The organism is Pseudomonas sp. GM21, from assembly GCF_000282215.1.
GTDB lineage: Bacteria > Pseudomonadota > Gammaproteobacteria > Pseudomonadales > Pseudomonadaceae > Aquipseudomonas.
The window spans coordinates 1-26,437 of sequence record NZ_AKJS01000008.1; the positions used below are offsets into that span (position 1 = coordinate 1).

The window sequence follows — 26,437 nt, forward strand, 5'->3', positions numbered from 1 at the left end:
CAGGTAGGGGTTTTGTTTTGTCTGTAAAAAAGTACTCATCTGTTTGGCGCACAAATTGGCGCAGTTATTTTCGACTCATGCCTCTAGAATAGGCCCAACTTTCTCGGAGCCAGAGCCTCTATGCCAGATTCGGTTGACGCCCCAAGGCTGTCAGAATTACCGCTGGACGATTTGGTCGCATGCCATGAGTGCGACTTGCTGATGCGAAAACCCGAACTCGCCCATGGCGAGAAAGCGCTGTGCCCGCGCTGCGGTTATGAGCTCTATGCCCATCGGCACAACGTCGTGCAGCGCAGTCTCGCTTTGGTCATCGCCGCGTTATTGTTGTTTGTGCCGGCGAACTTTTTACCCATCATGGAGCTCAATCTACTCGGGCAATCGTCGAAGGACACTGTCTGGAGCGGCGTTGTCGCCTTGTTTGATACCGGCATGCAAAGCGTTGCGGTGATTGTGTTCCTGTGCAGCATGGGAATCCCTTTGCTCAAACTGCTCTGCCAATTGTTGGTCTTGTTGAGTATTCGTTTTGATATCGGACGCAGCTACGGTTTGCTGCTCTATCGCATCTATCACCATTTACGGGACTGGGGAATGCTTGAGGTTTACCTCATGGGTGTACTGGTCGCGTTTGTAAAACTGGCAGATATGGCAGCCATTAGCGTAGGTCTTGGTTTGGTGTGCTTTATCAGTTTGCTGTTGGTTCAGATCGGGTTGGAGGTCGTGATGTCGCCTCATCAGATCTGGCAGGCTTTATCAGGAGAGGATGCCCATGCGGGCGATTGATGCAGGCATTCTGGTTTGTGCTGAATGCCATGAGTTGAACAAGCAGGACGCTGACACTGACGAGCAAGTCTGCACCCGTTGTGGTGCGTTGGTTCATGCCCGTCGCCCGAACAGTCTGGTGCGCACCTGGGCACTGTTGATTACCGCTGCGATTCTCTACATCCCGGCCAACATGCTGCCGATCATGACCATAAATTCACTCGGCAAGGGCGCCCCCAGTACCATCATGTCCGGCGTGGTTGACTTGGTTCATTACGGCATGTTTCCCATCGCGGCAGTGGTGTTCATTGCCAGTATTCTAGTGCCGACGTTCAAACTGGTGGGAATCGGGTTGCTGCTGTTTTCGATACAGCGCCGCCAGCCACTCTCGGCTCGCCAACGTATCTGGATGTACCGCTTTATCGAGTTCATCGGCCGCTGGTCGATGCTGGATATATTTGTGATCGCCATCCTGGTGGCGGTCGTGAATTTCGGACGGCTTGCCAGCATCGAAGCCAATCTTGGCGCCATCGCTTTCGCCAGTGTGGTGATTTTGACGATGCTTGCCGCAGTTTCTTTCGATCCCCGACTGATTTGGGATAACACGGAGTCGGACGACGACCATGACTGATTTGCCTACAGCGAAAACCCGACCGGCCTCGAACTGGTCAGCCATCTGGATTCTGCCCTTGGTCGCTTTGATCATTGGCGGCTGGCTCGGCTGGCGTGCTTACAACGAGACCGGCATCGAGGTTCAGATACGTTTCGAAAGCGGCGAAGGCATCCAGGCCAACAAGACCGAAGTGGTCTACAAAGGCATGTCCGTCGGTAAGGTGAAAGCCCTCAAACTCGATGACGAAGGTGCTTCCAAAGGCGTGATCGCGACTGTCGAGATGAATAAGGATGTCGAGCAATACCTCAAGACGAGCACACGCTTCTGGCTGGTCAAACCGAGCGTGACCCTGGCCGGTATCACCGGTCTGGAAACGCTGGTCTCGGGTAATTACGTAGCGATCAGTCCCGGTGAAGGTGAGCCCACTCGAAAATTCAAAGCGCTGGCCGAAGAACCTCCTTTGTCCGACGCCAAACCGGGTTTGCACCTGACCATCAAGGCTGATCGCCTAGGCTCCCTCAACCGTGGCAGCCCAGTGTTCTACAAGCAGATCAAGGTCGGCGAAATCAAAAGCTATGTGCTCTCGCAAGACCAAAGCACCGTCGAACTCAAAGTTTTCATTGAACCTACCTACGCCAATCTGGTGCGCAAACACACGCGTTTCTGGAACGCCAGCGGCGTCAGCATTGATGCGAACCTGTCCGGTGTGAAAATTCGCAGTGAGTCGCTTGCCAGTATCGTCGCCGGTGGTATCGCGTTTGCCACACCGGAGAATCGCAAAGACAGTCCGCCTACCGATCCTAGCTTGCCGTTCCGTCTCTACGAAGACTTTGACGCTGCGGCTGCCGGCATTCGGGTCAAGGTCAAACTCACCGACTTCGAAGGCTTGCAAGCTGGCCGTACGCCGGTGATGTACAAAGGTATTCAGGTCGGCAACCTGAAAGCGCTGAAGATCGATCCGGACCTGTCCGGTGCCACGGCTGAATTGACCCTTGATCCTTTGGCCGAAGATTACCTGGTCACTGGTACTCAGTTCTGGGTGGTCAAACCGTCGATTTCCCTCGCGGGCATCACCGGTCTGGAAGCGTTGGTAAAAGGTAACTATATTGCGGTGCGCCCTGGCGATAAAGGCTCAGCGCCGCAACGCGAATTCGTGGCACGGCCCAAGGCGCCGCCGCTGGATTTGCGTTCGCCGGGCCTGCACCTGGTGTTGTTCACCGAGAACCTGGGATCTCTGGAAGTCGGCAGTCCGATTCTCTACAAACAGGTCAAAGTCGGTTCCGTGCAGAGTTATCAGTTTTCCAAGAAAAGGAAGCAACTGGTCATCGGTGTTCACATCGAGAAGGAATATGAAGGACTGGTCAACGCCTCGACGCGATTCTGGAATGCTAGCGGCATCACGCTCACGGGCGGATTGACGGGCGGAATCCAGGTCAAAAGTGAATCCTTGCAAAGCCTGATGGCTGGCGGTATTGCTTTCGAAACACCGGAAGCCAAGGCGCCACTGCAAAGGAAAATTCCGCGTTTCCGTCTGTTCGCCAACCATGACGAAGCCAATCAGAAAGGCACCGTGGTCACCATTAAGGTTGAGCGCGCCGATGGCTTGCGTACCGGTACGCCTGTGCGATTCAAAGGCCTGGATGTCGGCAAGATTGAAGACGTCGACCTCACTGATGATCTGCAATCGGTACTGCTCACCGCGCGGATCACCGAGGTGCCGGAGCACATTGCCCGGGCAGGTACTCAGTTCTGGGTGGTTAAACCTGAACTGGGTCTGATCAAGACCACCAACCTCGAAACGTTGGTGACCGGCCAATACATCGAAGTGCAACCTGCTGCGAAGAACCTCGGCCCGCAGAAGAATTTCGTAGCGTTGGCCACCCCCCCGGAAAGCACCAAGCACGAAGCCGGCTTGAGCCTGGTGTTGAGTGCCGCCCGCCGTGGTTCGTTGAAAACCGGTGTGCCGGTGACCTACCGTGAAATCACCGTCGGCAAGGTCACAGGCTATGAACTCGGACAGACTGCGGATCGTGTGTTGATACACATTCTGATCGAGCCGAAATACGCGTCGCTGGTGCGCAGCGGTACGCGTTTCTGGAATAGCAGCGGTTTTGGTCTCGACTACGGCTTGTTCAAAGGTGCAACGGTGCGTACTGAATCGCTTGAGACACTGATTCAGGGCGGTGTCGCCTTTGCCACCCCGGACGGTGATCGCATGGGCAGCCCGGCACGGGCTGAACAAACCTTCCCGCTGTTCGACAAGTTCGAAGATGAATGGCTGACCTGGGCGCCGAAGATCGCAATCGGCAAATAGTCATCGGGGCCTGAGGTGCCGCCTTCGCGGGGAAGCCCGCTCCCACAGGGATTTGCAGTGAGCATAGAATTTGTGATCAACACTGAACCCTTGTGGGAGCGGGCTTGCCCGCGAAGAGGCCTTCAAATTCGCTGAAAGCCTGAAAGATGTACCTACAAATAAAAAGGCCGCGATCCATTGGAGCGCGGCCTTTTTCATGGCTTGCGATTAACGCCGATCAGACCGCATCCAGCTCCGGCTCATCAACCTCCACTACAACGCTCGCCTTCACCTCGTCATGACGACGAATGTACTTCCAGTCCGCCTCATCGATGTAAATACCGTTCGGCCCGCTGCCACCCTCCAGGTCAATCGCAACACTTGCACAAACCTGCGGCTTAACACTCGCCAGGATCGGCACGAAGCCCAGTTGCAAACTGGTTTCCAGCAGCGCTGCCTGGTTCTTTTCGTCGATGTCCGCCGCTTCGTCGAGGTAGTACGGCAGGCGCACGCGACCGGCCTGGTCGCGGTCCATCAAGTGCAGCAACAAGTACATGTTGGTCAGCGCCTTAATGGTCATCGTGGTGCCGTTGGAGGCGGCGCCGTCGATGTCGGTGTGAATGACCGGTTGACCGTTGACCTTGGTAATCTCGAAGGCCAGTTCGAATAAGTCCTTGAGGCCGAGCTGGTTGTGGTTTGCCGCCACCAGCCGCGCCAGGTACTCCTTGGCTTCTTCGTTCTTGTTGTCCTGATCGGCACTTTGGCTCAGGTCGAACACGGAGAGGGTTTCGCCTTCTTCGTATTGGCCGGCGCTGTGGATGATCTGGTCGATGTGCTTGAGCGCTTCCTTGTTCGGCGCGAGCACGATGCGGAAGCTTTGCAGGTTGGACACCTGACGCTTGTTAATCTCGCGGTTGAACAGCGCCAGTTGATGCTCAAGGCTGTCGTAGTCACTGCGGATGTTGCGCAGGGTCCGGGCGATGTCGGTGACCGCCGCGCGGCGAGCCTTGCCCAGCGTCAGGGCTTCGTCGGTGCGGTGCGCGTACGCGTTGATCAGCAGTTGCAGGCGACGTTCCATATCGTCTTCGCTGTCGAATTTGGCCACGCCTTTAAGGCGAACCTGGGCGTACAACGCTTCGATTTGACCGTCACTGCGCAGCAAGCCCTGCCAGCTGTCTTGATAGTCGTTAAGCAGCGGCAGCAAGTTGTCCATGGAATCGTCGATCGGGTCCATGAACGGCGTGCCGAACGGCAGGTCTGCCGGCAACAGCTGACGGCGACGCAGGGCGTCGTCGAGGGTGCGTTGCTTGGCTTCCATGTCACCGATCTGCCGACCGACCAGTTGCAGCTTGGCCGACAGTTGCTGGACGCGCTCGGTGAAGGCATCGCTGGAACGCTTCAACTCGTCCTGCGCCGCTTCCATTTGCGCCAGTTGCTCAAGTTTGTCGCCTTCTTCGGCGCTCAGGGTTTGCGCGCGACGGAAATCTTCCAGGGCTTTCTGCGCATCCAGCACTTGCTGGTACAGCGCTTCGGTCTGGGTCTTGCTCGCCGCGCGGTCGGCGGCGACGGCCTGTTGGGTCTTGAGTTGCTTGAGTTCTTTGTCCAGACGCTCTTTCTGATCGCGCAACGCGGCACGGTCAGCCAGGGCTTGCAGCGCTGGCGGTTCGATATGCGAGATATCGATGGACAAACCGGGTACTTCGAAGCGCTCGCCTTTGAAACCGTCGAGGATCAGCTCCATGGATTTGACCCACTGACCGTCCTCGTCCAGCGTAATGCCGTGCTCACCCAGCGGCAGGCTGAACAGTGCGCTGTTGAACAGACGCATCAAACGCTCGACGTCCTGCTGCGAGAATTCTTCACGCAGACGGGCGTAGCTGTTGTTGTCAGCGTGATCGAGTTGCTGCTTGACCGACTTGAGGCGTTTTTCCAGATCGCGCAGACGTTCTTCCAAGTCTTCGGCGCTGAACTGACGTGACTGTGCCAGTGCACCGGCCAGTTCATCGTGCGCATCCTTGGCTGCAAGCAGTTGCTGCTCCAGCGCTTTGACGTCATCGACCAACGCGAAGCGATGCTTGAGCACCGACAACTCGCCGAGCCAGCGCTGGATGCCGGTGATTTCCCGTTCCAGGCGCATCAGCTCTTGCGTGCCGCCGCGCTGATCGTTTTGCAGCGCGTCTTGCTCGTTGCGGTAATGCTCGGCCTGAATCGTCAGTTCTTCCTTGCGTGCACTCGCATAGTCGGACCAGGTACCGAGCAGGGAATCGAGCAGTGGCGAGATACGGTGCAGTTTGCCGCGCAGGATATTGCGCTGGGTCACGCCAGCGGCCAGTGCTTCAACCAGCGGGCCGGCGATTACCAGCGAGTTGTAATCCTGCTCCATGCGTCGTACATCGCGGAATGCTTCTTCGCACGCGGCGATGTAATCGACGCTGCCGGAACGCAGGCTGTGCTCGAACGCATCGAGGAACAGTTGTTTGAGCTTGGCCGCGGTGATCTCGCGCATGTGCAACAGGTTGATGAACAGCGCACGGAACGTCTTCAGGCTCTGTTCGCTGGTTGAGCGCAGCGGGATCAGCGTCAGGTCCAGCGGAATCGAGGTATGACCGCCGACCAGCAAACGCCGCAGCTCATCAGGCTTCAACTCGTAGGCTTTGAGGCCTTCGCGCTCAAGGTTGGTGAACAGTTCTTTCTGGCGCAGGCAGGTGTCGTTTTTCTGGTAGTGCGCCAGATCCAGTTTGCCAGCATAGGCAAAGAACTGGTGACCGAAACCACCGCCCGGACCGCGACCGACCACGCCAATCACGTGCGGACCGTGCGGCAGCGAGACTTCAACGAGGATGTAACTGGTGTCCGAGGCGAAGTAGAAACGCCGGGATTGTTCCAGGCTGTACTTGCCGAAACTCATGTCCGACATGCGCGCCAGAATCGGGAACTGCAAGGCGTTGATCGAGGCGGATTTACCGAGGTTGTTCGCCCCGTACACCGACAGTGGTTCTTCCAGCGGAAACAGGCCGAGGCTGTAACCGGCAGTGTTCAAAAGGGCAAAGCGGCGAATGCCGTAGCGTTCCTTGCTCATGCGTCGGTCTCCAGTTCTTCAGCGATGGCGCGGGCCATGGCGTCTTCTTCGCTCTCTACTTCAAATTCGCTCAAATCCAGCGGGTCATCGGTTTCCAACAGTTTTTCGTCGCTGTCGTCATCGATCAGCACCGGGGCCGGCAATGGCAGCACGCTGTGCAGGCTGGCCGCCAGATCGCGGTCCTGCTGAACCGACAGACAGACATCGAGGAAGCGGTGCATCGGCGGCAGGAAACGGTAGATGCCGTTTTCTTCGCCGGCGAAGCCGAGCTGGGTCATGCGGCGCATGATTTTTTCTTCGAGCTCTTCGACGGTCTGCACTTCGGCCTGGATGAACAGGTCGCGGTACTTTTCCAGCAGGGAAGGCAATTCATCGCGACCGAGGCTGCCACCGTCGAGCACGGCGACCGGGTCACGGCCCTGATCCGCCAGGTGCTCGACGAGGATGAAGGTGAACAGCGCCAGACGTTGCGCGGTCTTGTTCACCGCGGCGGCGGCGAGGTCCGGCACGAAGTAGTAGAAACCACGGGTGTCGCACACCAATTCAAAGCCCAAAGCCTTGAACAGCGTGCGGTACTGGTCCTGAAAATTCGACAGTTGTGCGTACAGTTCCGGGTCGCGGCGGCTGACGTGGTAGCCCTTGAACAGCTCGCGAAAGATCGGCGCCAGCTGGGACAGTTCGTTTAGATCAAGATGCATTTGGGGTGCTCGCAGAATCCTCGGCGGCGGTGTCGCCGGCCGAGAGCAGGGCGAAGGAGCGCAGGCTGACCTGGTGCTCATGAGTGTGGTATTCGCGGCGTTCCAGACGCTCGCGCTTGAAGCGTTTCTCCCGCGACAGGCGCGAGAACCAGTACAGCAATTCGTCGGTGGCGCCGTCCGGCTCTTGCTCCAGCAGCCAGGTCATCAGGTCCGGCATCGGCAGGGCGTCTTCGCAGCGTTCGAGCATTTCGCGAACGGTACGTGGTGCGCGGGGTGCTTCGCCTTTCTGAGTCTTGTGGGCTTTGGGGAAACGAGCCGGTTTCGGTTCGAAACGGGCCAGCGCATACACGTAGGCTTCGACCTGACTGGCGCTGCCGAGGAACGTGCTTTGCGGTCGGGTGAACATCGGCATGGCGGCTTGCGGCACCGCATCGATGCCTTTGCGACGAATGGCCGACAAGGCCAGCGCCGCGCCACGGGTCACGGCGTTGTGGCGACGGGCTTCTTCACGCAGCGGCAGCAGCAATTCGCGGGCATGACGCAAGGTCAATTGGGCGCTGGTCTGCATTTCGAGGATGCGCGCGTGGGTACGCAGCAGCATGTCGTCGTCGACCAGATGGCCAAGGCGCTGCTGTTCGGTGAGCATCTTCAGCAGGACGTTTTCGACCTTGCGCACGCCTTGTTCGAAGGCGCCGTCGGCGTTCACCAATTGAATCATTGGCTCGACGTATTCGTCCCAGGTCGCCAGCACTTCGGCGTAGCGCTGACGCAACGGAATCTGCCGGTCACTGGTTTTGGCGCGTTCGGCGACGGCCACCAGCGCCTGTTCGTCGTTGGCGAGTTTCTTCAACACATCGCGTACGCGCATATCGAGCAAGCGCAATTGACGTGCCAGATCGTGGCCATCGCGAATATCGAACGCGTCCTGAATGTAACCGGCCAGGCGTTCGAGATGGCGCAAATAGGCTTCGATTTCCAGGCACAGGCCCAGACGGTGCTCGCGGCGCAGGTAAGCGAGGAAGTCGTGGATCTGCGCATTGAGTTCGAAACGGTTCGGGCTTTTCGCCACGGGCACCAGAATGTCGAGGCGGATCCACACGTCCAGCAGGCTGGTGATGTCCTGCGGCGTACTGTCGAGTTGCTGGGCGGCCAGTTGCGTACGCAGTTCGTTGAGGCTCAAGGTGCCTTGGTCGAAGTGCTCGCACAATGGCTCCAGAAGTGCCCAGTGTTCAGCGAGGGCGCGCAAGACGCGCTTGGGTTCGATCATCGGAATGGCCGGCTGGTTGGCGATTAAAAGCCGCGATTGTACTGCATCAGGGTCGATGCGATTCATTCGCGGGACAGGCTGTCGCTTTTTCTATCGATCAAGCGCGGGCGATCTTGAGCGAAGGGCGGTAGAATCACCGCACTATTAGTTATCCACAAGTGGCCGACCTTTGCTTATCGAGTCCCGTCGCCGCGCTTATTTGACCGCCATGCAGGTGGTCAACTGGCTGCCGCGCACCGAATTGCCCTTTGCCGCTCCCTCGCGCCCCGAGCTGCTGGAGACGCCTGAGCCGTTGGTCGTCGCGCCGATGGCCTCGGCTCCAGTGGCTCAGGCGCCCATGGAGCCTGTGGTCAAACCGGCCGAACGGGTGAAAATCGAGGTGCCGCGCCCATCGTTGGCCAGCACGCGGACCAACGCCAAGGTCGAAGAAGAGACCGCGCCGGTCGTCGCCAAGGCTGTGCAAATACCGCCTCCGCGCTTCGCCCTGCAATTGCTGCGCGCCGGTCGCTGCTTGCTGCTGGTGGAGTTACCCACAGGCGAAACGTTCCAGACCCGCGATCCCGCCTATCTGCTGCTCAAAGACATGCTGCGCGCGGCCGGTCTGCCGGACAGCCCGCAAATTGTCGGCGAACCGGTACGCTGGCCGCTGCTGGCTCGCGGCACCATGGATCAGGGCCCTGAAGCGGCGCGCGATTTTGTACAGGGTTTTCTCTCCGCTCGCATCGAAGACGCCCCGTGCGTCTGCGTGTGGCTGATCGGCCTGCCGGCGGTGCGTTTTGCCGGTGAGGCCAATGCCGAATCATTTAACCGTGAACTCCAGGTCGAAGGCCTGGGCTCGGTCTGGGCCCTGCCGGGTCTGGAATTATTAATGGAAGAGCCACAGCGTAAGGCTGATGTCTGGCAAGCCATGCGTCGGCTGATGGCGCGCTGGAAAGAATCGAATGAGTGACGCTGTATCGTTCCGCCCAATGATCGAGGCGGACCTGGACGCTGTACTGAAAATCGAATACGCGGCATACAGCCATCCCTGGACCCGCGGGATATTTCTCGATGGGCTGGGCAAATACCAGATCTGGCTGATGTTCGAAGGTCAACAGCAGGTCGGCCACGGTGTGGTGCAGATCATTCTGGATGAGGCGCACCTGCTGAACATCACCGTGAAACCGGAAAATCAGGGCCGTGGCCTGGGTTTGACACTGCTGGAGCACTTGATGTCGATCGCCTACAAGGCTGAGGCGCGGGAGTGCTTTCTGGAAGTTCGCGACAGCAACCGCTCGGCGTTTCGGCTGTATGAGCGGTACGGGTTTAACGAGATTGGCCGGCGCCGGGATTATTATCCTGCGGTGGGTGGGCGGGAAGATGCGGTGGTCATGGCCTGTACCCTCGTCGACTGACTTTCCTTAAAAGCTTCGCGAGCAAGCCCGCTCCCACACTTGACCGAGTTCCATATCAAGAACGCGATTAAATGTGCGAGCGGGCTTGCTCGCGAAGGCGGCTTAACAGGCGCCACAGATCAACGTTTCCCATCCATCGGATCCCGATTCGCCATTTCCGCTTCATCCAATCCATTCCCCCCGCCAATGTCATCTTCATCGACAATGCTCAAATCCCAATCCGCCTGATCACCGTCACCCGCTTCATGAGCATCCCGCGACCCATCTTCATGGATCAAGGTTTCCGGGCTCATGTCATCATCGGTAGACTCGTGATCATCGGTCGAGGCGCCCGTCATGCCCGCTTCACGCAAGCGCTCATGGGGCATCAGCCGCTCACGTTCGGTTTGCGGCAGCTCGTCACCGATTTTGCCGCTGGGCTCTTCTTCGTCAAAGTCCAGCTCATGCACCGAGCCCATGCGGTCTTCGTTATCATCGATCGGCTCGGGTTGCGTCGCATCGAACGGTCGTCGTGATTCAGTCATGGCAATTCCTCATACTGTGGGTCTTATTACGGTGGACCCACTGGGCTCCCGAGAATTCCACCGGCCATACTTGCATCAAGCGCGTGACCCCGACGGGCGGTTGTCTGTCAAACCAGCGCATCATTCTTGAGGCTTTACAGCATGAACGAATTACAAGATCTGATTGATAACAACGAACGCTGGGCCGAAGCGATCAAACAGGAAGATCCGGACTTCTTCTCCAAGCTGGCCCGTCAACAGACGCCGGAATATTTGTGGATCGGCTGCTCCGACGCCCGCGTGCCGGCCAACGAGATCGTCGGCATGCTGCCCGGCGACCTGTTTGTCCACCGCAACGTGGCCAACGTGGTGCTGCACACCGACCTCAACTGCCTGTCGGTGATTCAGTACGCCGTTGACGTGCTCAAGGTCAAACACATCCTGGTCACCGGTCACTATGGCTGCGGCGGTGTACGCGCCTCGATGCAGGATCGCCAGCTGGGCCTGATCGACGGCTGGCTGCGCTCGATTCGCGATCTTTATTATGAAAAACGCGAAGAGCTGGCCAAGTTGCCGACCGAAGAAGAGCGGGTCGACCGTCTCTGCGAGCTGAATGTGATTCAGCAAGTAGCGAACGTCGGGCATACCAGCATTGTGCAAAACGCCTGGCATCGAGGGCAGAAACTGTCGATCCACGGCTGCATTTACGGCATCAAGGACGGGCGCTGGAAAAGCCTGAATGCGACCATCAGCGGGTTTGAGCAATTGCCTGCGCAATACCGTTTGCGTCCGGTCGAGAAGTTGTAAAGGTTCTTAACTCGGGACTGCGCCGACGTCAGTGAAATAACAGCTGAGCGTCGGCGTTGGGTGTTTCTTCGAAACCAGTGAAGCGTTACAACAATTTCAACGCCAGATGAGTACCAGCACGCAAGTACTCGACCTGTGCAAATACGGCATCCTTGACGATGGCCTCTCCGGTATCAGTCAGTTTGGCTTTTTTTGCATCAATGATGGCGGTTTGCGTTAATTGCATCACTACATCCATCGCTTTTTGAAGGGCGGTCAGATTGTTGTGCAGTCCGAACTCGCGGACGACTGCGTCCATACGGCGGTCGGCGTCATCACGCAGTTTTTTGTATTCAACGACTGAAACCCTACCGTCCTGGTAAATTTCATTAATCATATCTTCCAGCGTTTTCGATATTAAAGACATGTGCTTGTTCATCCTTGGTCAGTGCAGTTTTTTACTTTAATAAGCTTCGAGCTGTCGGAGTTTACTCAGCGATTTACTGTTTGGAGATAGGATCTGACCGAGTTTCATGTCAGGCGCAATCGAGCCTATACGTAGGAAAAATCCTGGCATTTACTTGGCGCTCAAGCAGGGTAAATGATTGCACCTGCCCCGCAGGTGCAATCTTTGATGTGTTAAGGCATCACCGGCGGCGTATACGTCAACGTCGTCCCCAGCGCCCACAGTAGAAACAGCACCAGCGGCGTGTGCACCAGCAATTGCACGAACGAGAATCCGATCAAATCCCGTGCCTTCAGCCCGAGCACGCCCAGCAGCGGCAGCATGTAGAAGGGGTTGATCAGGTTCGGCAGGGCTTCGGCCGCGTTGTAGATCTGTACGGCCCAGCCCAGGTGGTAGTTCAGATCGGTGGCCACTTGCATGACGTACGGCGCTTCGATGATCCACTTGCCGCCGCCGGACGGGATGAAGAAGCCGAGAATCGCCGAGTACACGCCCATTAGCACCGCGTAGGTGTCGTGGGACGCGATGCTGACGAAGAACGTCGAGATGTGGTGCGCCAGGGTCTGGGCGTCAGTGCCTTTGACCGTGGTCATCAAGGCGGCGATCGAGCCGTACAACGGGAACTGAATCAGCACGCCGGTGGTGGTTGGCACAGCCCTGGACACGGCGTCGAGGAAGCTGCGCGGACGCCAGTGCAGCAGCGCGCCGAGCATCAAGAACAGGAAGTTATAGGTGTTCAGCCCGGAGATGGCACTGAGCAACGGTTTGGTCGAAAACTCGTGGAACAGCCAGCCAGCCGCCAGCAGCACCAGCAAAAGGGTCAACAGCGGACTGTATTCCAGCCATTCGCCGGGGCGAGTGCGTGGTTGCAGTGGCGGCAGGTTGAAACTCGGGTCGACGCCGCAGGCTTTGGCGTCTCGGGCCGTGTTGGGGCCCGGCGCGGTGGCGTAGGCAACGATCAGCGAGACCACGATCAGCGCCAGCAGCATGACACCGGACTGCCACAAAAAGATCGTTTGGGTGAAGGGAATGACTCCGGTGATCGCCAGGATCGACGGCGGCAGGCTGGCCGGGTTGGCCTGCAGTTGTGCAGCGGACGACGACAGGCCCAAGGCCCACACCGCGCCAAGACCCAGATAGACGGCCGCACCGGCGGCTCGGTAATCCATTTTCAGATCGGTACGGCGGGCGAGGGCACGAACCAGCAAGCCGCCAAACACCAGCGACAAGCCCCAGTTCAGCAGCGAAGCGACCATGGAAATCAACGCCACCCAGGCCACGGCCGAGCGGCCGTTTTTCGGAAGGCGTGCCAGACGGTCGATCAGTTTCACCGCTGGCGGCGAGCTGGCGACCACATAACCGCCAATCACCACGAACGCCATCTGCATGGTGAACGGAATCAGGCTCCAGAACCCGTCACCGAACGCCATGGCGGCATCAGTCGGTTTGGCGCCCATGAACAGGGTGGCCACGGCAACGATAATCACCGCCAGCGCGGCAAACACCCAGGAGTCGGGGAACCAGCGTTCGGCAAAATTTGAACAGCGCAGGGCAAAACGGGCGGAGCGGGTATCTTCGATATCAGCAGCCACGGGCGTACCTCGAATTTTTATGTTTATGGTGGTCTTCGGGCCGTAATGGCCGGTCTAGACAGATGCCAACAGTAAATCAACCGATCCTGCTGTGTGACAAAGTTTTACCAAAACGGGACTATGGTCTAACGGCTTGTCCGTGGACGCGTTTGCGTAGACCATGGGCGCCTTGGTTTTTTACCGGCTGCAGAGTTCTTTTTCATGACTGCCAACACCCCCTCGCGCCCGACGCCTTTTACCCGCTCGGACTACAAGACCCTCGGCCTTGCAGCCCTTGGTGGCGCGCTGGAAATCTATGACTTCATCATTTTCGTTTTTTTCGCCCTGACCCTCAGTCAACTGTTCTTCCCGCCGGAAATGCCTGAGTGGCTGCGCTTGCTGCAAAGTTTCGGAATCTTTGTCACCGGTTATCTGGCGCGTCCATTGGGCGGAATTCTGATGGCGCATTTCGCCGATCGGCTGGGGCGCAAGAAAGTCTTCAGCCTGAGTATCCTGATGATGGCGCTGCCGTGCCTGCTGATCGGCATCATGCCGACCTACGCGCAAATCGGCTATTGGGCACCACTGCTGCTGTTGGTGTTACGTGTCCTGCAAGGCGCGGCGGTGGGCGGGGAAGTGCCGAGTGCCTGGGTATTTGTCGCCGAGCACGCGCCAACCGGGCATCGCGGATATGCCCTCGGTTTCCTGCAAGCCGGATTGACGTTCGGTTACTTGATCGGCGCCCTGACAGCGACCTTTCTCGCACAGGCATTCACCCCGACGGAAATCCTCGATTTCGCCTGGCGTTACCCGTTCCTGCTGGGCGGTGTGTTCGGGGTGATCGGCGTCTGGCTGCGCCGCTGGCTCAGTGAAACCCCGGTGTTCATGGCCATGCAAGCCCAGCGCGATGCCGCTGTCGAACTGCCGCTGCGCACGGTCTTGCGTGAGCATCGTCTGGCGATGTTGCCGGCGATGATCCTCACCTGTGTGCTGACCTCGGCCGTGGTGGTGTTCGTTGTCATCACCCCGACCATGATGCAGAAAAGCTTCGGCATGACCGCCAGCCATACCTTCGCTCTGAGCGCGTTGGGCATTGTTTTCCTGAACCTCGGCTGCGTGCTCGCCGGGTTGCTGGTCGATCGCATCGGCGCCTGGCGCACGGTCATGCTCTATAGCCTGCTGCTCCCGCTGGGCATTGGCGTGCTGTACGGCTGCCTGATCAGTGGCGGCAACTGGACAGGCCTGGCGTATGCGATTGCAGGCCTGAGCTGCGGGGTAGTCGGCGCGGTGCCGTCGGTGATGATCAGCCTGTTCCCGGCGCGGGTTCGTGTCTCGGGGATTTCCTTCACCTACAACATTGCCTACGCGGCGTGGGCGAGCATCACACCGTTGCTGCTGATTGGTCTGATGCCGTGGAGCCCGTGGATCTGCGTGATCTTCTGTGCCGTGATGGGGGCGGTGGGCGTAGGCAGCGCGGCGTATTTTGGTACGCGCATGCCCAAGGTCGGTCATTGCGCGGCGGCTGGCGCGATGTAATTGCAGGTGTTCACGGCGCAACTATTTTTGTAGGACAACCCTGAAGCACTCTTCAGAAAATATCCGTACCGCCGATGGCTAGGCAGCAGGCCGCTTTCCCTCCCAGTCCATCGGTGCTTCCCATGTTCAATAAACGCTTGAAGCAGGAGCTCTCGGCTCTTCGCGAAGAACTCTCCAGCCTTCAGCAAGTGAAGGACAGCCTGGAAAGCGAGATGCTGGTCCTGACACTTGATCCCGATGGGCGGATTCAATCGGCCAATCAGAATTTCATCGCAGAGATGTTCTACAAGAGCAACGATCTGGTCGGTCGTCACATCGACGACATTGTTCCCGCCCATGTGAAATCAGACGAATTTCACCGCCGCTTCAAAAACGCGCTGACCCGTGGCGAGCATTTCGCCGGTGCCGTGCGTTTGCTGCGGGGCAATGGCCAGGAAGCGTGGTTGCGCTCGATTTCGCAGCCAGTGCGCTCGGCGGATGGCCGGATCAAACATTTCTCGATTTATTCCAGTGACCTGACGCGCACCATCGAAGCGTCTCGTGAGCACGAGAACCTGATCGGCGCGCTGGTGCGCTCGACGGCGGTGATCGAGTTTGACCTCAATGGCAACGTGCTGACGGCCAACGATCGCTTCCTCGGCGGCATGGGATACAGCCTCGCGCAGATCAAGGGCAAACATCACCGCACGTTCTGTGAGCCGCAGGAGTACAACAGCGCCGAGTATCAGAACTTCTGGCGAAGCCTGAACGCGGGTGAGTTTGTCGCCGGCCGTTTCAAGCGTTTCGACAGCCATGGTCGTATGGTCTGGCTGGAAGCGTCCTACAACCCGGTGGTCGATGCCAACAACAAGCTCTACAAAGTGGTGAAGTTCGCCACGGTGATTACTGATCAGGTCAGTCAGGAAAACGCCGTTGCCGAAGCCGCCAACATTGCCTACAGCACCTCTCAGCAAACCGACCAAAGTGCCCAGCGCGGTACGGCCGTGGTGACTCAGGCAGTGGACGTCATGCGTGACCTGGCCAGGCACATGCAAACCGCTGGCGATGGAATCGAAGCGTTGAATGAGCAATCGCTGGTCATTGGCACTATCGTCAAAACCATCAGCGGCATCGCTGAGCAGACCAATCTGCTGGCGCTCAACGCGGCGATTGAGGCGGCTCGGGCTGGCGAACAGGGCAGAGGGTTTGCCGTGGTCGCGGATGAGGTTCGGCAGCTGGCATCTCGTACCAGCCAGGCCACCGATGAAATTGTCGGTGTCGTGCGTCAGAACCAGGAAATGGCGCGCAATGCCGTGGCCCTGATGACCGACGGTAAGCTTCAGGCGGAACAAGGCCTGGCGCTGGCGGCGGAAGCGGGCACGGTGATCGTCGAGATTCAGGACGGTGCGCAGAAAGTGGTGAACGCGGTCGGGCAGTTTGCCAATCAGCTGGCGACTTGAAACCTGCCGTCGCGGTGGAAATCGCTACAATCGGCTCTTTTCCCAGGAGCAGATAACATGAACGATTCCCACCGTCGGCCGGTTCCTTTGTCCAAGGCGTACCGTCTGCTCAATCACGGCCCGACGGTACTGGTCAGCGCAGCCCATGATGGCCAGCGCAATATCATGGCCGCCGCCTGGGCCATGCCGCTGGATTTCGAACCGCCGAAAATTGCCGTGGTGCTGGACAAGTCCACCTGGACCCGGCAACTGCTGGAAGCCTCGGGAACGTTCGTGCTGAATGTCCCCTGCGCAGCGCAGGCCGATATCACCCAGACGGTTGGCTCGACATCAGGTTTGGAATTGACCCGGTGCCAAGGTCAGGACAAGTTCCAGGCCTATGGTTTGCAAACCTTCAGTGGCGAGCTGATTGATGCCCCAATGCTCGAAGGCTGTGTGGCGTGGCTGGAATGTCGACTGCTGCCAGAGCCCACTAATCATCAGCAATACGACCTGTTCCTGGCCGAGGTCATTGCCGCGCAGGCGGATGAGCGCGTTTTCAGCGAGGGCCGTTGGCACTTCGAAGGGCAGGATGCATTACGCACCTTGCACCATGTGGCGGGCGGGCATTTCCTGAAGATTGGCGACCCGGTGGACGGTAAGACCCTGCCGTAAATCAGCCACCAGGCCTGCGTCCTCACAAGCGAATGTGATTTTTCGGATGGCTGCGGGTCGGGCGCGTCATCAGAAAGTCATGCAGCAACGATACCGATGCCGAGAACACCAGGGTCATGAAGCAGAGCATGAGCGTGGTCAGCCAGTGGTTGAGTGAGATCGGTACGTCCTCAATGAAGGGGGCAATCATCAGGAAACCGACGATCGCCCCAAGGCCGGTACGCAGCAGGGTCAGGAAACTCGTCCCGACTTCCGCCGTGACCTTGTAGATCACCTCGAACCGTTCGCGCATGCGGTCGCTTTTCAGTCGGTGGATTTTCTTGTGAATGCACACCGCAATGTAGATCGTCAGCAGACAAAAGCCGTGGCTGACGATGGGCGCGCTGGCCATTAATGACTGGAGAATGGCTTGCAGTTCGGCCTGGCTCGTCGAGTGGATCAGTAGAGGGATGGCGCCAAGAATGAAGCCCACGATCAGTTCGGTTTTAAAGCGCTTGAGAAACGCACCAGACTCATTGCGCGAATTGCTCTTCCAACGGTTGCTCATCAAATGTAAACGCCTTGGTGGTTGTGAAAAGTAGCGGAGGCGCAGGGTTTGAACGGGGAAACCCGCCGGTCAAATCATGACGCCTGCGATTCGGGACACACTTTAAAACAACCGCTGAAACACTTATGTCTGACGCTTCCGAGGGTGTTGGAGGACGATTCCCACAGAGCTGTGGGGTTTGCGAGAAGTGCGGGATCTGACGCTGGAGAAGCGCACAACGCGACGGGCTTTGAAGATCACACGCTAAGCTTCAAGCGTCAGCGTGGTACCGAAATCCGGGATTGAAGCGTGGGTGTAGGTGAGCGCGAAGTTGCGTCACACACGGTTATCCCGAATGATGGGTAAAGTTGTATACAAAATTCATCGCTGAATGAGACAATATTATGAAAGTCAGCGCGCGTAACGTATTCAAAGGCACCATCAGCCACCTGCAGCCGGGCGCGGTCAACGCCGAAGTCTCGCTGAAACTCTCCGGCGGCAACGAACTGGTCGCCGTCGTAACCATGGAAAGCGTGAAAAGCTTGGGTCTGGCGGTCGGCAAGGAAGCGGTCGCTCTGGTAAAGGCGCCGTGGGTCATGCTGATGACCGACTCCAGCGACATTCGCCTCTCGGCGCGTAATTGCCTGGAAGGTAAAGTCACCAGCGTCACCGACGGTGCGGTGAACGCCGAAGTGGTTATCAAGCTTGATGGCGGCAGTGAAGTTTATTCGATTGTTACCCGCGAAGCGGTTGCGGAGCTGGGACTGGCGCCGGGTGTGAGTGCCACGGCGGTGATTAAGGCGTCGCACATTATTTTGGGTGTGCCGGCCTGATTTAGGAATGACGCCTGATCAAGATTGTTTTACTGGCTTGATCAGGCTCTCAGCCGGGATCCCGAACAACTCATGCAGTTTCCAGATCATTGGAAGCGTCAGGGCGCGTTTGCCATTGAGCACTTCATAAACCCGGTTTGTCCGGCCAATGGCAGGCGCAAGGTCCGAAGCGGAAAGGCCAGATTGCTCCATACGAAATTTGATGGCGTCGATCGGATTAGGCAGATCGATCGGAAATTTTTTTGATTCATAAGCTTCGATCAGCGTGATCATGATGTCGAAGTAATCACCCTCAGGGGTGCCTGGCTCTGGTTCGTTGTCAAACAGTGCTGACACGTTTTGCAGAGCCGCACGGTAGTCCTCGTCGGTGTGAATCGGGTGAATATTCATGGTTACTCCATCTCGACGGTGTCGGCGTCGATTGCGTCGTACTGCTTGTGAGTGCAGACAAATTTTATGTATATGGCGCCGAAGCGATAGGCCACAGCGACTACTAACCTGAAGTCGTCACCCTTGATGTTGAATACGACTCTGCGGCTTTTGAGAATACTGGCGGTAGCAAAGTGAGCCTTTATATCCAAAGGCGTTTTCCAGTTTGCATTTCTTGCCTCGTCAACCCAGGCCAGAAAGGATTGTTCCGAGTCTGGGTATTTCTCCCAAAACTTTTTCAACTGACTAATAGCGATGATTCTCATGGCACGAGCCTAGTCCCGTGCTGGGACTGATGCAAGTCTGTGGAGGGAAATTCGAAGGGTGGGGGAGCGAATTTGACTCTCATAGTCAGGTTCTGCGGACAGCTAATTCGATGGGACAAAGGCTGACGCGGAACTCTACCCAAGAAACAGTTTTTTGCGTGTAGGAAATGGCATCACGCGACAGCTGATCAGAATGTGATACCTGTAAAAAAGGGCCTACCTCCCGGTAAGCCCTTTTTCATTCCCATGTACGAATCAATCCCCCAATGCTTCCCCCTCGCGCCGAGGATCGGCCCCACCGGCCAGCGATGCGTTTCCATGCACATCCCTGGCCCGAACAATCGCCTGGGTGCCACTGGTCATGTCGATCTCACTCACGTTATGCCCTTTGTCCTTCAGTGCCTGAATCAACTCGGCGCTGAACTCACCCCGTTCCAGCTCCGTCGGGCCGTTGCGGCTGCCGAAGTTGGGGAGGTTGATGGCGGCTTGTGGGTCGAGGTTCCAGTCGAGCAGGCCAATGGTGGATTTGGCCACGTACTCGATGATTTGCGAGCCGCCGGGGGAGCCAAGGGTGGCGAGGAATTCACCGCTCTGACGGTCGAAGATCAGTGTCGGCGCCATTGAGGAGCGTGGGCGTTTGCCGGGCTCGACGCGGTTGGCGACTTTTTGCCCGTTTTCTTCGGGGATAAATGAAAAGTCGGTCAGCTCGTTATTGAGCAGGAACCCTTGGACCATCACATGCGAGCCGAATCCGGATTCAATGGTGGTGGTCATCGACACGGCGCCGCCTTGGTCATCCACGGCCACAACCTGTGAGGTGGAGATACGCAGCGGCGAACGGTCCGGCGCGTAGGCCACCTGAATGCCTGGCGGGGTGCCGGGTTTGGCCACGCCCATGCTGCGATCACCGATCAGGGCGGCGCGGCTGGCCAGATAAGCCGGGTCGACCAGCCCTTTGACAGGCACGGGCACGAAGTCGGCGTCGGCCACGTACAGCGCGCGGTCAGCATAAGCCAGGCGCTCGGCTTCTGCGATCAGGTGCACCGCTTCCGGAGCGGGCTCCGTGCCTGCGGGTTTGTCGGTCTTGATCGGTATAAGCGGTGCCAGGGCGAAACGCGGATCACGGGTTTCCAGGGCCTGCAGGGTGCCGAGGATCTGCGCCACGGCGATCCCGCCCGACGACGGCGGCGGCATGCCACACACCTGCCAGCGTTTGTAGTCGGTGCACAGCGGCGCGCGTTCCTTGGCCTGGTAGCCTTGGAGATCGCTCAGTGACAGGCTGCCGGGGTTGGCGTGGCCCTGAACCTTGGTGACGATCTCCTGCGCGATGGCGCCTTTGTACAGCGCGTCAGGGCCTTCGTTGGCGATGCGTTTCAGCACCGCAGCCAGTTCAGGATTCTTTAACAGTGTGCCGGCGGCTTTCGGGCTGCCATCAGTGTTCAGAAAGTAGGCCGCCATGTCCGGCGAGCTGCGCATGGACGAGTCCGAGGCGATCAACAGATGTAGGCGCGGCGAGATGGGGAAACCTTTTTCCGCGAGTTGGATGGCCGGTTCGAACAGCGTCACCCACGGAAGACGACCGTGTTTGCGATGGGCCAACTCAAGCGCTCGCAACACACCAGGCGTCCCCACCGAGCGACCGCCAATCTGCGCCTGGGTGAAGGCCATCGGTGTGCCGTCGGCCTGTAGGAAAAGTTTCTCGGTGGCGCCGGCGGGGGCGGTTTCGCGACCGTCGAAGGTGCGTACAGCCTGGCCATCCCAGAGCACGATCAATGCGCCGCCGCCAATGCCGGAGGATTGTGGTTCGACCAGCGTCAGCACCGCTTGCATCGCAATGGTGGCATCAATTGCCGAGCCCCCCTGACGCAGCATCTCCCGACCGGCCTGGGCCGCCAGAGGATTGGCCGCTGCCGCCATATGTCTGGACGCGTACCGGGTTTGCAGGTCGGTGCGATAGCCCGAGGCGCTTTCTGGCGCGACCGGCAACGTCGACGTCGGTGGCGCGTTACAGGCGGTGAGTATTAACGCAGTAGCGATCAGCGACACGGCCGAGCGGCGATAGCGGCTCAAGTGGAAGGCTGGGATCACGTTAGGGCACTCCGTCCGTGGGAAAGTTACCGGGACTGTATCGGTCGCCTCGGGATGGCGCAAACCAAGGCCTACAGTAAAGCTGCTTTTATCCTTCATGAGTCGACGGATTTTCTGTAGGGTCGAGTGCAACCGACGGGCCAGAAGATCAACAAGAGGCAGACATGCACACCGAGTTCCCCACCCAGCCGAGTTACCGTACTCAGCGAGAACAGTTCCTCGCGGCAGCCAACGAAGCCGGTGCAACGTTGACCGAGTACCCGCATCCACTCAAAGGGCCTTTCGGGGAGTCGTTGAGCACTGACGTGGCGGTGCTGGGTGATCCAGGCGCCAAGCGCTTACTCATCGCGCTGAGCGGCACCCATGGCGTCGAAGGCTTTTATGGTTCGGGTTGCCAGATCAAATGGATGCAGGACTTGGGCAAGCGCACACTGCCGGCCGATGTCGCCGTGGTGTTCGTTCACTTGATCAATCCCTGGGGCACCGCCTGGCTGCGGCGGGTGAACGAAGACAACATCGACCTGAACCGCAATCACCTGAACTTCGAGCGCCCGCTGCCGGACAATCAGGCATACGCAACGCTGCATGACATCTACGCCTGCACCGAGCTGCAAGGTCCCGAGCGTGAGCGCGCCGATGCCTTGCTCGACGCGCAAATTCGCACCCATGGCTGGCCGGCGGTGATGTCGATTGTCGAGGGCGGCCAGCACAGCCACCCCGACGGTCTGTTTTACGGCGGGCTGGCGCCAAGCTGGTCGAACCGCACGCTGCACGCGATCCTGCAAAAGCACATTGCCCACGCCGACGTGGTCATGTGTTTCGACTTGCACACGGGCGCCGGCGAGTACGGTCATCCGATGTTGCTGACAATCACCGAGGCGGCTTATCCCGCGCTTCCGGAGGCGCAGGCCATTTACGGCCCATGGCTCTACACGCTGCTGACCGGTGCCGACACCTTGAGCGAAACCGGTGTGGCGGCGACGGCTACCGGCTACACCTCCCAAGCGTTAATCGACGCGTTGCCGCAGGTACGGTTGATGCCTTTTGTGATTGAGTGCGGAACGTATCCGGGGGCGGACGTGCATCGTCATTTGCGCGATGACCACTGGCTGCATCTGCATGGCAACCCGAATGATGCGGTAGGGCGCGGGATCAAGTTGAATCTGCTGGAGCAGTTCTATCCGGCCGACAGCGATTGGCAGGCGATGGTCTGGCTGCGCACCTGGCAAATTTGGGAGCGTGCGTTGTCCGCGTTGCCGACGATTCGCCTCTGAAGCGGATCACCCTGAACCCATGGGGTTCAGGGTACTTTTTTCGAGGCATAAAAAAACGGCCTACCTTTCGGTAAGCCGTTTTTAGTACTTGGTGGCTACACAGGGACTTGAACCCCGGACCCCAGCATTATGAATGCTATGCTCTAACCAACTGAGCTATGTAGCCAAGTGGCGCGCATTATTGGCTTGGAACGACGATGTGTCAAGCGTAAATCTAAAATATTTCTCTACGCTTTCAACTGCTTATCCTCCTGACCCGAAAAAACGGGCCGGAGGAGGACGTCAACTGAGCTGAAATCTCCCGGTATTCGCGCTCAGGGCCTTGCTGCCTTGGCTCAAGGTGTCCGCCGCCAGGTTCACCGCCCGCGCGCCTTCCAGCAACCTTACTGCCGCCTGATCGACTTGCTGAATGTTGCCGCTGACTTCATCGGCGGTACTGGCCTGTTCTTCCACCGCGGTCGCGATGTGCGCCAGGGTGTCGGTCACGCCTTGCACCGCGAGGGCGATTTCCCCGAGGCGTTCGCCCAGGCCGGTGACGGATTGGGCATCATTTTGTGCCTGGTTACAGGCCGCTTCCATCAGGCTGACCGCCTCATTCACGGTGCTGCGCAAGCTGTCGACCGTGCCGGCAATTTGCGCGGTGGAAGACTGGGTGCGTTGCGAAAGGCTGCGCACTTCATCGGCCACCACGGCGAAGCCGCGGCCTTGTTCTCCTGCACGAGCCGCCTCGATCGCGGCATTGAGCGCCAACAGGTTGGTTTGCTCGGCGACCCCGCGAATGGTATCGACCACCAGTTGAATCTGTTGCCCTTGCTCACTGACCCGACCCAGTGCCGCGGCGGTGTCGTTCAAGCGCTGATTGAGCTGCTGAATGCTGGCGGTGGTGCGCTGGCTGTCTCGGCTGCTGTCGGCGGCAATGCGCTGGGTGTGCTGAGCGCTGCCTGACGCCTGTTCGCAGCTCTGGGCGACCCCTTGAGAGGTGGCCGCCAGTTGCGTGGCCGCTGTGGCGATCTGGCTGATTTGCAACTGTTGCGCTTCGACTTCGCCGAGTGCGCCACTGGAGTGATGGTTGAGCGTGCGCACCGCGTTGCTCACCTGCAAGGTTTCGTGATCGACCCCCTGCAGACTGTTGCGCAATTGCACCACGGCGACGTTCAGGGCCGTGCTGATAGCCGCCAGTTCATCGCGGCCCTGCACGGGGGCTTGCAGGCTCAGATTGCCGTCACGCAAGGCTTCGGCCAGCAGCGTAATTCCGCTGGCGCTGCGACGGATCGAGGCTTGCAGGCAGATAAACAGGTACAGCGCAGCCAGTAGCAGGCAGCCAAAGATCGTCGCCACCACAATGAACTGGCGAATCGCCGAGCCGTGGTAGTAATCCAGGCGCTGATCCAATGACATCAACGATTGCTGGCGCAGGGAAGCAAGGTCGGTGAGCAGGGTGTCGAGGTTGCGTTCAAACTCTTCTGGCTTGAGATTGATGCTGCCGCCGAATACACCGTCATCCAGCACCTTCAGACTCACGTCGAGCTGTTTGAGGCTGCCTTGGTACTGCCCGGCCCAGTGTTGCAATTCGCTGGGCAGGCGGGCTTCCAGAAGCGTGGCAGTTTTCACCAGCTGCTCGCGGGCATCGCCGATACGGCTGCGCAGGTCCCGCAGTTGCAGACGGCTTTGCAGGGTGAACTGCCCAGAGACAACCGACGCCTGACCGACGCTGGCCAGGCGCCCGACCCGTTCGATCAGGTCCGGCGCGTGCTGGATGGAGATCTGCGTCAGCAGATAGGTTTCCAGCCACGGCGCCAGTGTCAGGCGATTGTCCATGGCGATCTGTTCGCGCAGGGCTTGCAGTGAGCTCAAGGCGTTGGTGAAACGATCGTAACCGTCCGGCCACCAACCGACGCTGCTCAGGCTTTTCGAGTCCAAGCCATTGAGGGCGGTTTGCAGGGCTTGATAACGGGTCAGCGTTTCGTCCTTGGCGTCTTCCGCTTCCAGCGCGTTGCCGAGGTCTGAGGTGGCCTGAGCAACAGCAGGTTGAACCGCTTCAAACGCAGCCATCGCGGCGAGGGTGGCGGGCGTCGGTTGGCGATTGGTTTCCGTGGCACGCCAGCGAGCCGCGCGATCACGCTGGGCCGCGAGCAGGTTGTCGAGCGCATCCAGCGCGAGCAGCTGACGCACACCGGCTCGTTCGCCGGAGATCAGGCTGAGTTTGGCGCGGTAATCCTGACCGATCATCAGCAGGCTGCCGGCCAGCGGCAGGATGAACAGGAGAAACAACAGCTGAAATTTGCGTGCGAAGCCAAAACGCCCCAGCAACCCGATCCCCGGTGATAAAAACGACATGCCCCATGACTCCTGTGGACACCACGCACCATCGGCGTGCGTCGAGGTCATTGCGACCGCGACCTGCGCCCTTGTAAAAGGCCTCGAAAGTTCACCCTCGCCAGCTCTGTAGGCCGACTCTGTAGCGAAACTTCCCATTCTCGGCCCCCTTTGTAAGGGGCCCGCGTTGAAGGGGTAAAACAACGCAAGATTTAGACCATGGCGTTGCGCTACCACCCCTGGGGCGTTGAATATTTAGTTCGTTAGCTGGCTAAGGGGATGGCGCTGTCGCAGCTAAAAATGGCACATTGACGCACCTGCCCGCGTGCACCCATCCGCTGTACGGAAATACTCATGGCTATCAGCAACGTTCAGACCGGCGCGACGTCGGCACCCGCGACTTCACAAAGCAGCCCTTTGGTCATGCGCATCATCGGCGCGGTAGCGCTGGCGCACCTTATCAACGACCTGATCCAGTCGGTGCTGCCGTCGATTTATCCAATGCTCAAGGCCAACTATGGCCTGACCTTTACCCAGGTCGGATTGATCACACTGACCTTCCAGCTGACGGCTTCGCTATTGCAGCCGTGGGTCGGTTATTACACCGACAGGCATCCCAAACCCTGGCTGCTTCCCGCCGGGACGGTGTGCACACTGATCGGCATTGTGATGATGTCGATGGTCGGCACCTTTCCATTGATTCTGTTGGCGGCGGGGTTGATCGGGATCGGTTCGTCGACCTTTCACCCGGAAGCCTCTCGCGTGGCGCGACTGGCCTCGGGCGGGCGCTTTGGTCTGGCGCAATCGACCTTTCAGGTAGGCGGCAATGCCGGGTCGGCGTTCGGTCCATTGCTGGCGGCAGCGATCATCATTCCCTACGGTCAGGGGCATGTGGCCTGGTTCGGGCTATTCGCTGTGTTCGCGTTGTTTGTGCTGTACCGGATCAGCCGCTGGTACGCCAACCACTTGAATCTGTTCAAGCTCAAGCAAGGCCAGGCGGCGACGCATGGTTTGTCGAAGGGGAGGGTGATCAGTGCGCTCGTAGTGCTCGGTTTGTTGGTGTTCTCCAAGTACTTCTACATGTCCAGCCTCACCAGCTACTTCACGTTCTACCTGATCGAGAAGTTCGACTTGTCGGTGGCCAGTTCGCAGCTGCATCTGTTCCTGTTTCTGGGGGCGGTAGCGGCGGGGACGTTCTTTGGTGGGCCGATCGGCGACAAGATCGGACGTAAGGCGGTGATCTGGTTCTCGATCCTCGGCGTTGCACCCTTCACGCTGCTCCTGCCACACGTCGACCTGTTCTGGACCAGCGTCCTGAGCGTGATCATCGGCTTCATCCTCGCCTCAGCGTTCTCGGCCATCGTGGTGTATGCCCAGGAATTGGTGCCGGGCAATGTCGGGATGATTGCCGGGGTGTTCTTTGGCTTGATGTTCGGTTTCGGCGGGATTGGAGCGGCGTTACTGGGGCATCTGGCGGACGTGCACGGCATCGAATACGTGTATTTCCTGTGTTCGTTCTTGCCGTTGTTGGGTGTGTTGGCGATCTTCCTGCCTCGGACCAAAAAGCCCTGATCCCACATTGGTTCTATGTTGTAAGTCGAATTATTCCAGGCACAAAAAAGCCGCGTATCAAACGCGGCTTTTTCT

Annotated in this window: 22 protein-coding genes, 1 tRNA gene and 2 pseudogenes; 13 read left to right on the top strand and 12 right to left on the bottom strand. The window is 58.7% G+C overall.

The window, feature by feature from the left end; translation table 11 throughout:
• The first annotated feature begins 120 nt into the window (after positions 1-120).
• From PMI22_RS27550 to PMI22_RS27540, 3 genes are read left to right on the top strand one after another with little or no spacing between them, the layout of a single operon-like run.
• Positions 121-780 carry a paraquat-inducible protein A gene (locus PMI22_RS27550; RefSeq protein ID WP_007942624.1) on the top strand — a complete coding sequence of 220 codons (660 nt, stop codon included), beginning with the start codon at positions 121-123 and terminating at the stop codon, positions 778-780.
• Positions 767-1,390, top strand: a complete 624-nt coding sequence (locus PMI22_RS27545; RefSeq protein WP_007942625.1) for a paraquat-inducible protein A — start codon at positions 767-769, stop codon at positions 1,388-1,390. Before PMI22_RS27550 ends, PMI22_RS27545 begins: the two co-directional genes overlap by 14 nt.
• Positions 1,383-3,686, top strand: a complete 2,304-nt coding sequence (locus PMI22_RS27540) for a PqiB family protein (RefSeq protein WP_007942626.1) — start codon at positions 1,383-1,385, stop codon at positions 3,684-3,686. The genes PMI22_RS27545 and PMI22_RS27540 overlap by 8 nt, the downstream gene beginning before the upstream one ends.
• Positions 3,687-3,903: 217 nt before the next feature.
• Here PMI22_RS27540 and mksF read toward each other — a convergent pair whose 3' ends face one another.
• From mksF to mksB, 3 genes are read right to left on the bottom strand one after another with little or no spacing between them, the layout of a single operon-like run.
• Positions 3,904-6,744 (bottom strand): Mks condensin complex protein MksF, encoded by a 2,841-nt coding sequence (gene mksF / locus PMI22_RS27535; RefSeq protein ID WP_007942627.1) that lies wholly within the window; start codon positions 6,742-6,744, stop codon positions 3,904-3,906.
• Entirely contained in the window at positions 6,741-7,442 is a 702-nt protein-coding gene (gene mksE / locus PMI22_RS27530; protein ID WP_007942628.1) for an Mks condensin complex protein MksE, read from the bottom strand. Before mksE ends, mksF begins: the two co-directional genes overlap by 4 nt.
• Complete coding sequence (mksB, locus tag PMI22_RS27525) at positions 7,432-8,709, bottom strand: Mks condensin complex protein MksB (protein ID WP_033048659.1); 1,278 nt, start codon at positions 8,707-8,709, stop codon at positions 7,432-7,434. The genes mksE and mksB overlap by 11 nt, the downstream gene beginning before the upstream one ends.
• A gap of 208 nt (positions 8,710-8,917) precedes the next feature.
• Here mksB and PMI22_RS27520 point away from each other — a divergent pair, with 208 nt between their 5' ends.
• Both PMI22_RS27520 and rimI read left to right on the top strand, forming a co-directional pair.
• Positions 8,918-9,658: a hypothetical protein gene (locus PMI22_RS27520; RefSeq protein ID WP_007942631.1), complete on the top strand. Its 741-nt coding sequence runs from the start codon at positions 8,918-8,920 to the stop codon at positions 9,656-9,658.
• The gene (gene rimI / locus PMI22_RS27515) at positions 9,651-10,103 is read left to right on the top strand and encodes a ribosomal protein S18-alanine N-acetyltransferase (protein WP_007942632.1); all 453 of its coding nucleotides are present in this window, start codon (positions 9,651-9,653) and stop codon (positions 10,101-10,103) included. Before PMI22_RS27520 ends, rimI begins: the two co-directional genes overlap by 8 nt.
• Positions 10,104-10,222: 119 nt before the next feature.
• On the opposite strand, the gene PMI22_RS27510 is transcribed toward rimI, so the two are convergent.
• Positions 10,223-10,627 carry a hypothetical protein gene (locus PMI22_RS27510; protein WP_007942634.1) on the bottom strand — a complete coding sequence of 135 codons (405 nt, stop codon included), beginning with the start codon at positions 10,625-10,627 and terminating at the stop codon, positions 10,223-10,225.
• A 141-nt stretch (positions 10,628-10,768) separates the two neighbouring features.
• Here PMI22_RS27510 and can point away from each other — a divergent pair, with 141 nt between their 5' ends.
• Positions 10,769-11,413, top strand: coding sequence for a carbonate dehydratase (can, locus tag PMI22_RS27505; RefSeq protein ID WP_007942635.1), 645 nt, complete (start codon positions 10,769-10,771; stop codon positions 11,411-11,413).
• A gap of 85 nt (positions 11,414-11,498) precedes the next feature.
• On the opposite strand, the gene PMI22_RS27500 is transcribed toward can, so the two are convergent.
• Both PMI22_RS27500 and PMI22_RS27495 read right to left on the bottom strand, forming a co-directional pair.
• Positions 11,499-11,819, bottom strand: a complete 321-nt coding sequence (locus tag PMI22_RS27500; RefSeq protein ID WP_007942636.1) for a hypothetical protein — start codon at positions 11,817-11,819, stop codon at positions 11,499-11,501.
• Between the two features lie 212 nt (positions 11,820-12,031).
• Complete coding sequence (locus PMI22_RS27495; protein ID WP_007942637.1) at positions 12,032-13,450, bottom strand: short-chain fatty acid transporter; 1,419 nt, start codon at positions 13,448-13,450, stop codon at positions 12,032-12,034.
• A 201-nt stretch (positions 13,451-13,651) separates the two neighbouring features.
• Here PMI22_RS27495 and PMI22_RS27490 point away from each other — a divergent pair, with 201 nt between their 5' ends.
• From PMI22_RS27490 to PMI22_RS27480, 4 genes and pseudogenes are all read left to right on the top strand, one after another.
• On the top strand, positions 13,652-14,965 hold the full coding sequence (locus tag PMI22_RS27490; RefSeq protein ID WP_007942638.1) for an MFS transporter: 1,314 nt from the start codon (positions 13,652-13,654) through the stop codon (positions 14,963-14,965).
• 212 nt (positions 14,966-15,177) lie between these two features.
• Positions 15,178-15,864: pseudogene (locus PMI22_RS32375) on the top strand (PAS domain-containing protein); the annotation flags it as partial.
• Positions 15,865-15,966: 102 nt separating this feature from the next.
• Positions 15,967-16,404, top strand: a pseudogene (locus tag PMI22_RS32380) (methyl-accepting chemotaxis protein); the annotation flags it as partial.
• Positions 16,405-16,461: 57 nt separating this feature from the next.
• The gene (locus PMI22_RS27480) at positions 16,462-17,058 is read left to right on the top strand and encodes a flavin reductase family protein (RefSeq protein ID WP_007942640.1); all 597 of its coding nucleotides are present in this window, start codon (positions 16,462-16,464) and stop codon (positions 17,056-17,058) included.
• Positions 17,059-17,080: 22 nt separating this feature from the next.
• Here PMI22_RS27480 and PMI22_RS27475 read toward each other — a convergent pair whose 3' ends face one another.
• Complete coding sequence (locus tag PMI22_RS27475; protein ID WP_007942641.1) at positions 17,081-17,605, bottom strand: hypothetical protein; 525 nt, start codon at positions 17,603-17,605, stop codon at positions 17,081-17,083.
• A gap of 383 nt (positions 17,606-17,988) precedes the next feature.
• On the opposite strand from PMI22_RS27475, the gene PMI22_RS27470 reads away from it, so the two are divergent.
• Positions 17,989-18,417 (top strand): TOBE domain-containing protein, encoded by a 429-nt coding sequence (locus tag PMI22_RS27470; RefSeq protein ID WP_007942642.1) that lies wholly within the window; start codon positions 17,989-17,991, stop codon positions 18,415-18,417.
• Between the two features lie 18 nt (positions 18,418-18,435).
• Here the strand turns inward: PMI22_RS27470 and PMI22_RS27465 are convergent, their stop codons facing one another.
• The 3 genes from PMI22_RS27465 to ggt all read right to left on the bottom strand — a co-directional run bounded on the left by PMI22_RS27465 (position 18,436) and on the right by ggt (position 21,200).
• On the bottom strand, positions 18,436-18,807 hold the full coding sequence (locus PMI22_RS27465; RefSeq protein ID WP_007942644.1) for a helix-turn-helix domain-containing protein: 372 nt from the start codon (positions 18,805-18,807) through the stop codon (positions 18,436-18,438).
• A gap of 2 nt (positions 18,808-18,809) precedes the next feature.
• The gene (locus tag PMI22_RS27460; protein ID WP_007942645.1) at positions 18,810-19,112 is read right to left on the bottom strand and encodes a type II toxin-antitoxin system HigB family toxin; all 303 of its coding nucleotides are present in this window, start codon (positions 19,110-19,112) and stop codon (positions 18,810-18,812) included.
• Between the two features lie 255 nt (positions 19,113-19,367).
• Positions 19,368-21,200 carry a gamma-glutamyltransferase gene (gene ggt, locus PMI22_RS27455; RefSeq protein WP_007942646.1) on the bottom strand — a complete coding sequence of 611 codons (1,833 nt, stop codon included), beginning with the start codon at positions 21,198-21,200 and terminating at the stop codon, positions 19,368-19,370.
• Between the two features lie 164 nt (positions 21,201-21,364).
• Here ggt and PMI22_RS27450 point away from each other — a divergent pair, with 164 nt between their 5' ends.
• Entirely contained in the window at positions 21,365-22,474 is a 1,110-nt protein-coding gene (locus tag PMI22_RS27450; RefSeq protein ID WP_007942647.1) for a DUF2817 domain-containing protein, read from the top strand.
• An 89-nt stretch (positions 22,475-22,563) separates the two neighbouring features.
• Here PMI22_RS27450 and PMI22_RS27445 read toward each other — a convergent pair.
• Both PMI22_RS27445 and PMI22_RS27440 read right to left on the bottom strand, forming a co-directional pair.
• Positions 22,564-22,640 (bottom strand) — tRNA-Met (locus PMI22_RS27445).
• 116 nt (positions 22,641-22,756) lie between these two features.
• Positions 22,757-24,949, bottom strand: a complete 2,193-nt coding sequence (locus PMI22_RS27440; protein WP_443200806.1) for a methyl-accepting chemotaxis protein — start codon at positions 24,947-24,949, stop codon at positions 22,757-22,759.
• 195 nt (positions 24,950-25,144) lie between these two features.
• On the opposite strand from PMI22_RS27440, the gene PMI22_RS27435 reads away from it, so the two are divergent.
• Positions 25,145-26,362 (top strand): MFS transporter, encoded by a 1,218-nt coding sequence (locus PMI22_RS27435; protein ID WP_007942649.1) that lies wholly within the window; start codon positions 25,145-25,147, stop codon positions 26,360-26,362.
• Positions 26,363-26,437 lie beyond the last annotated feature (75 nt).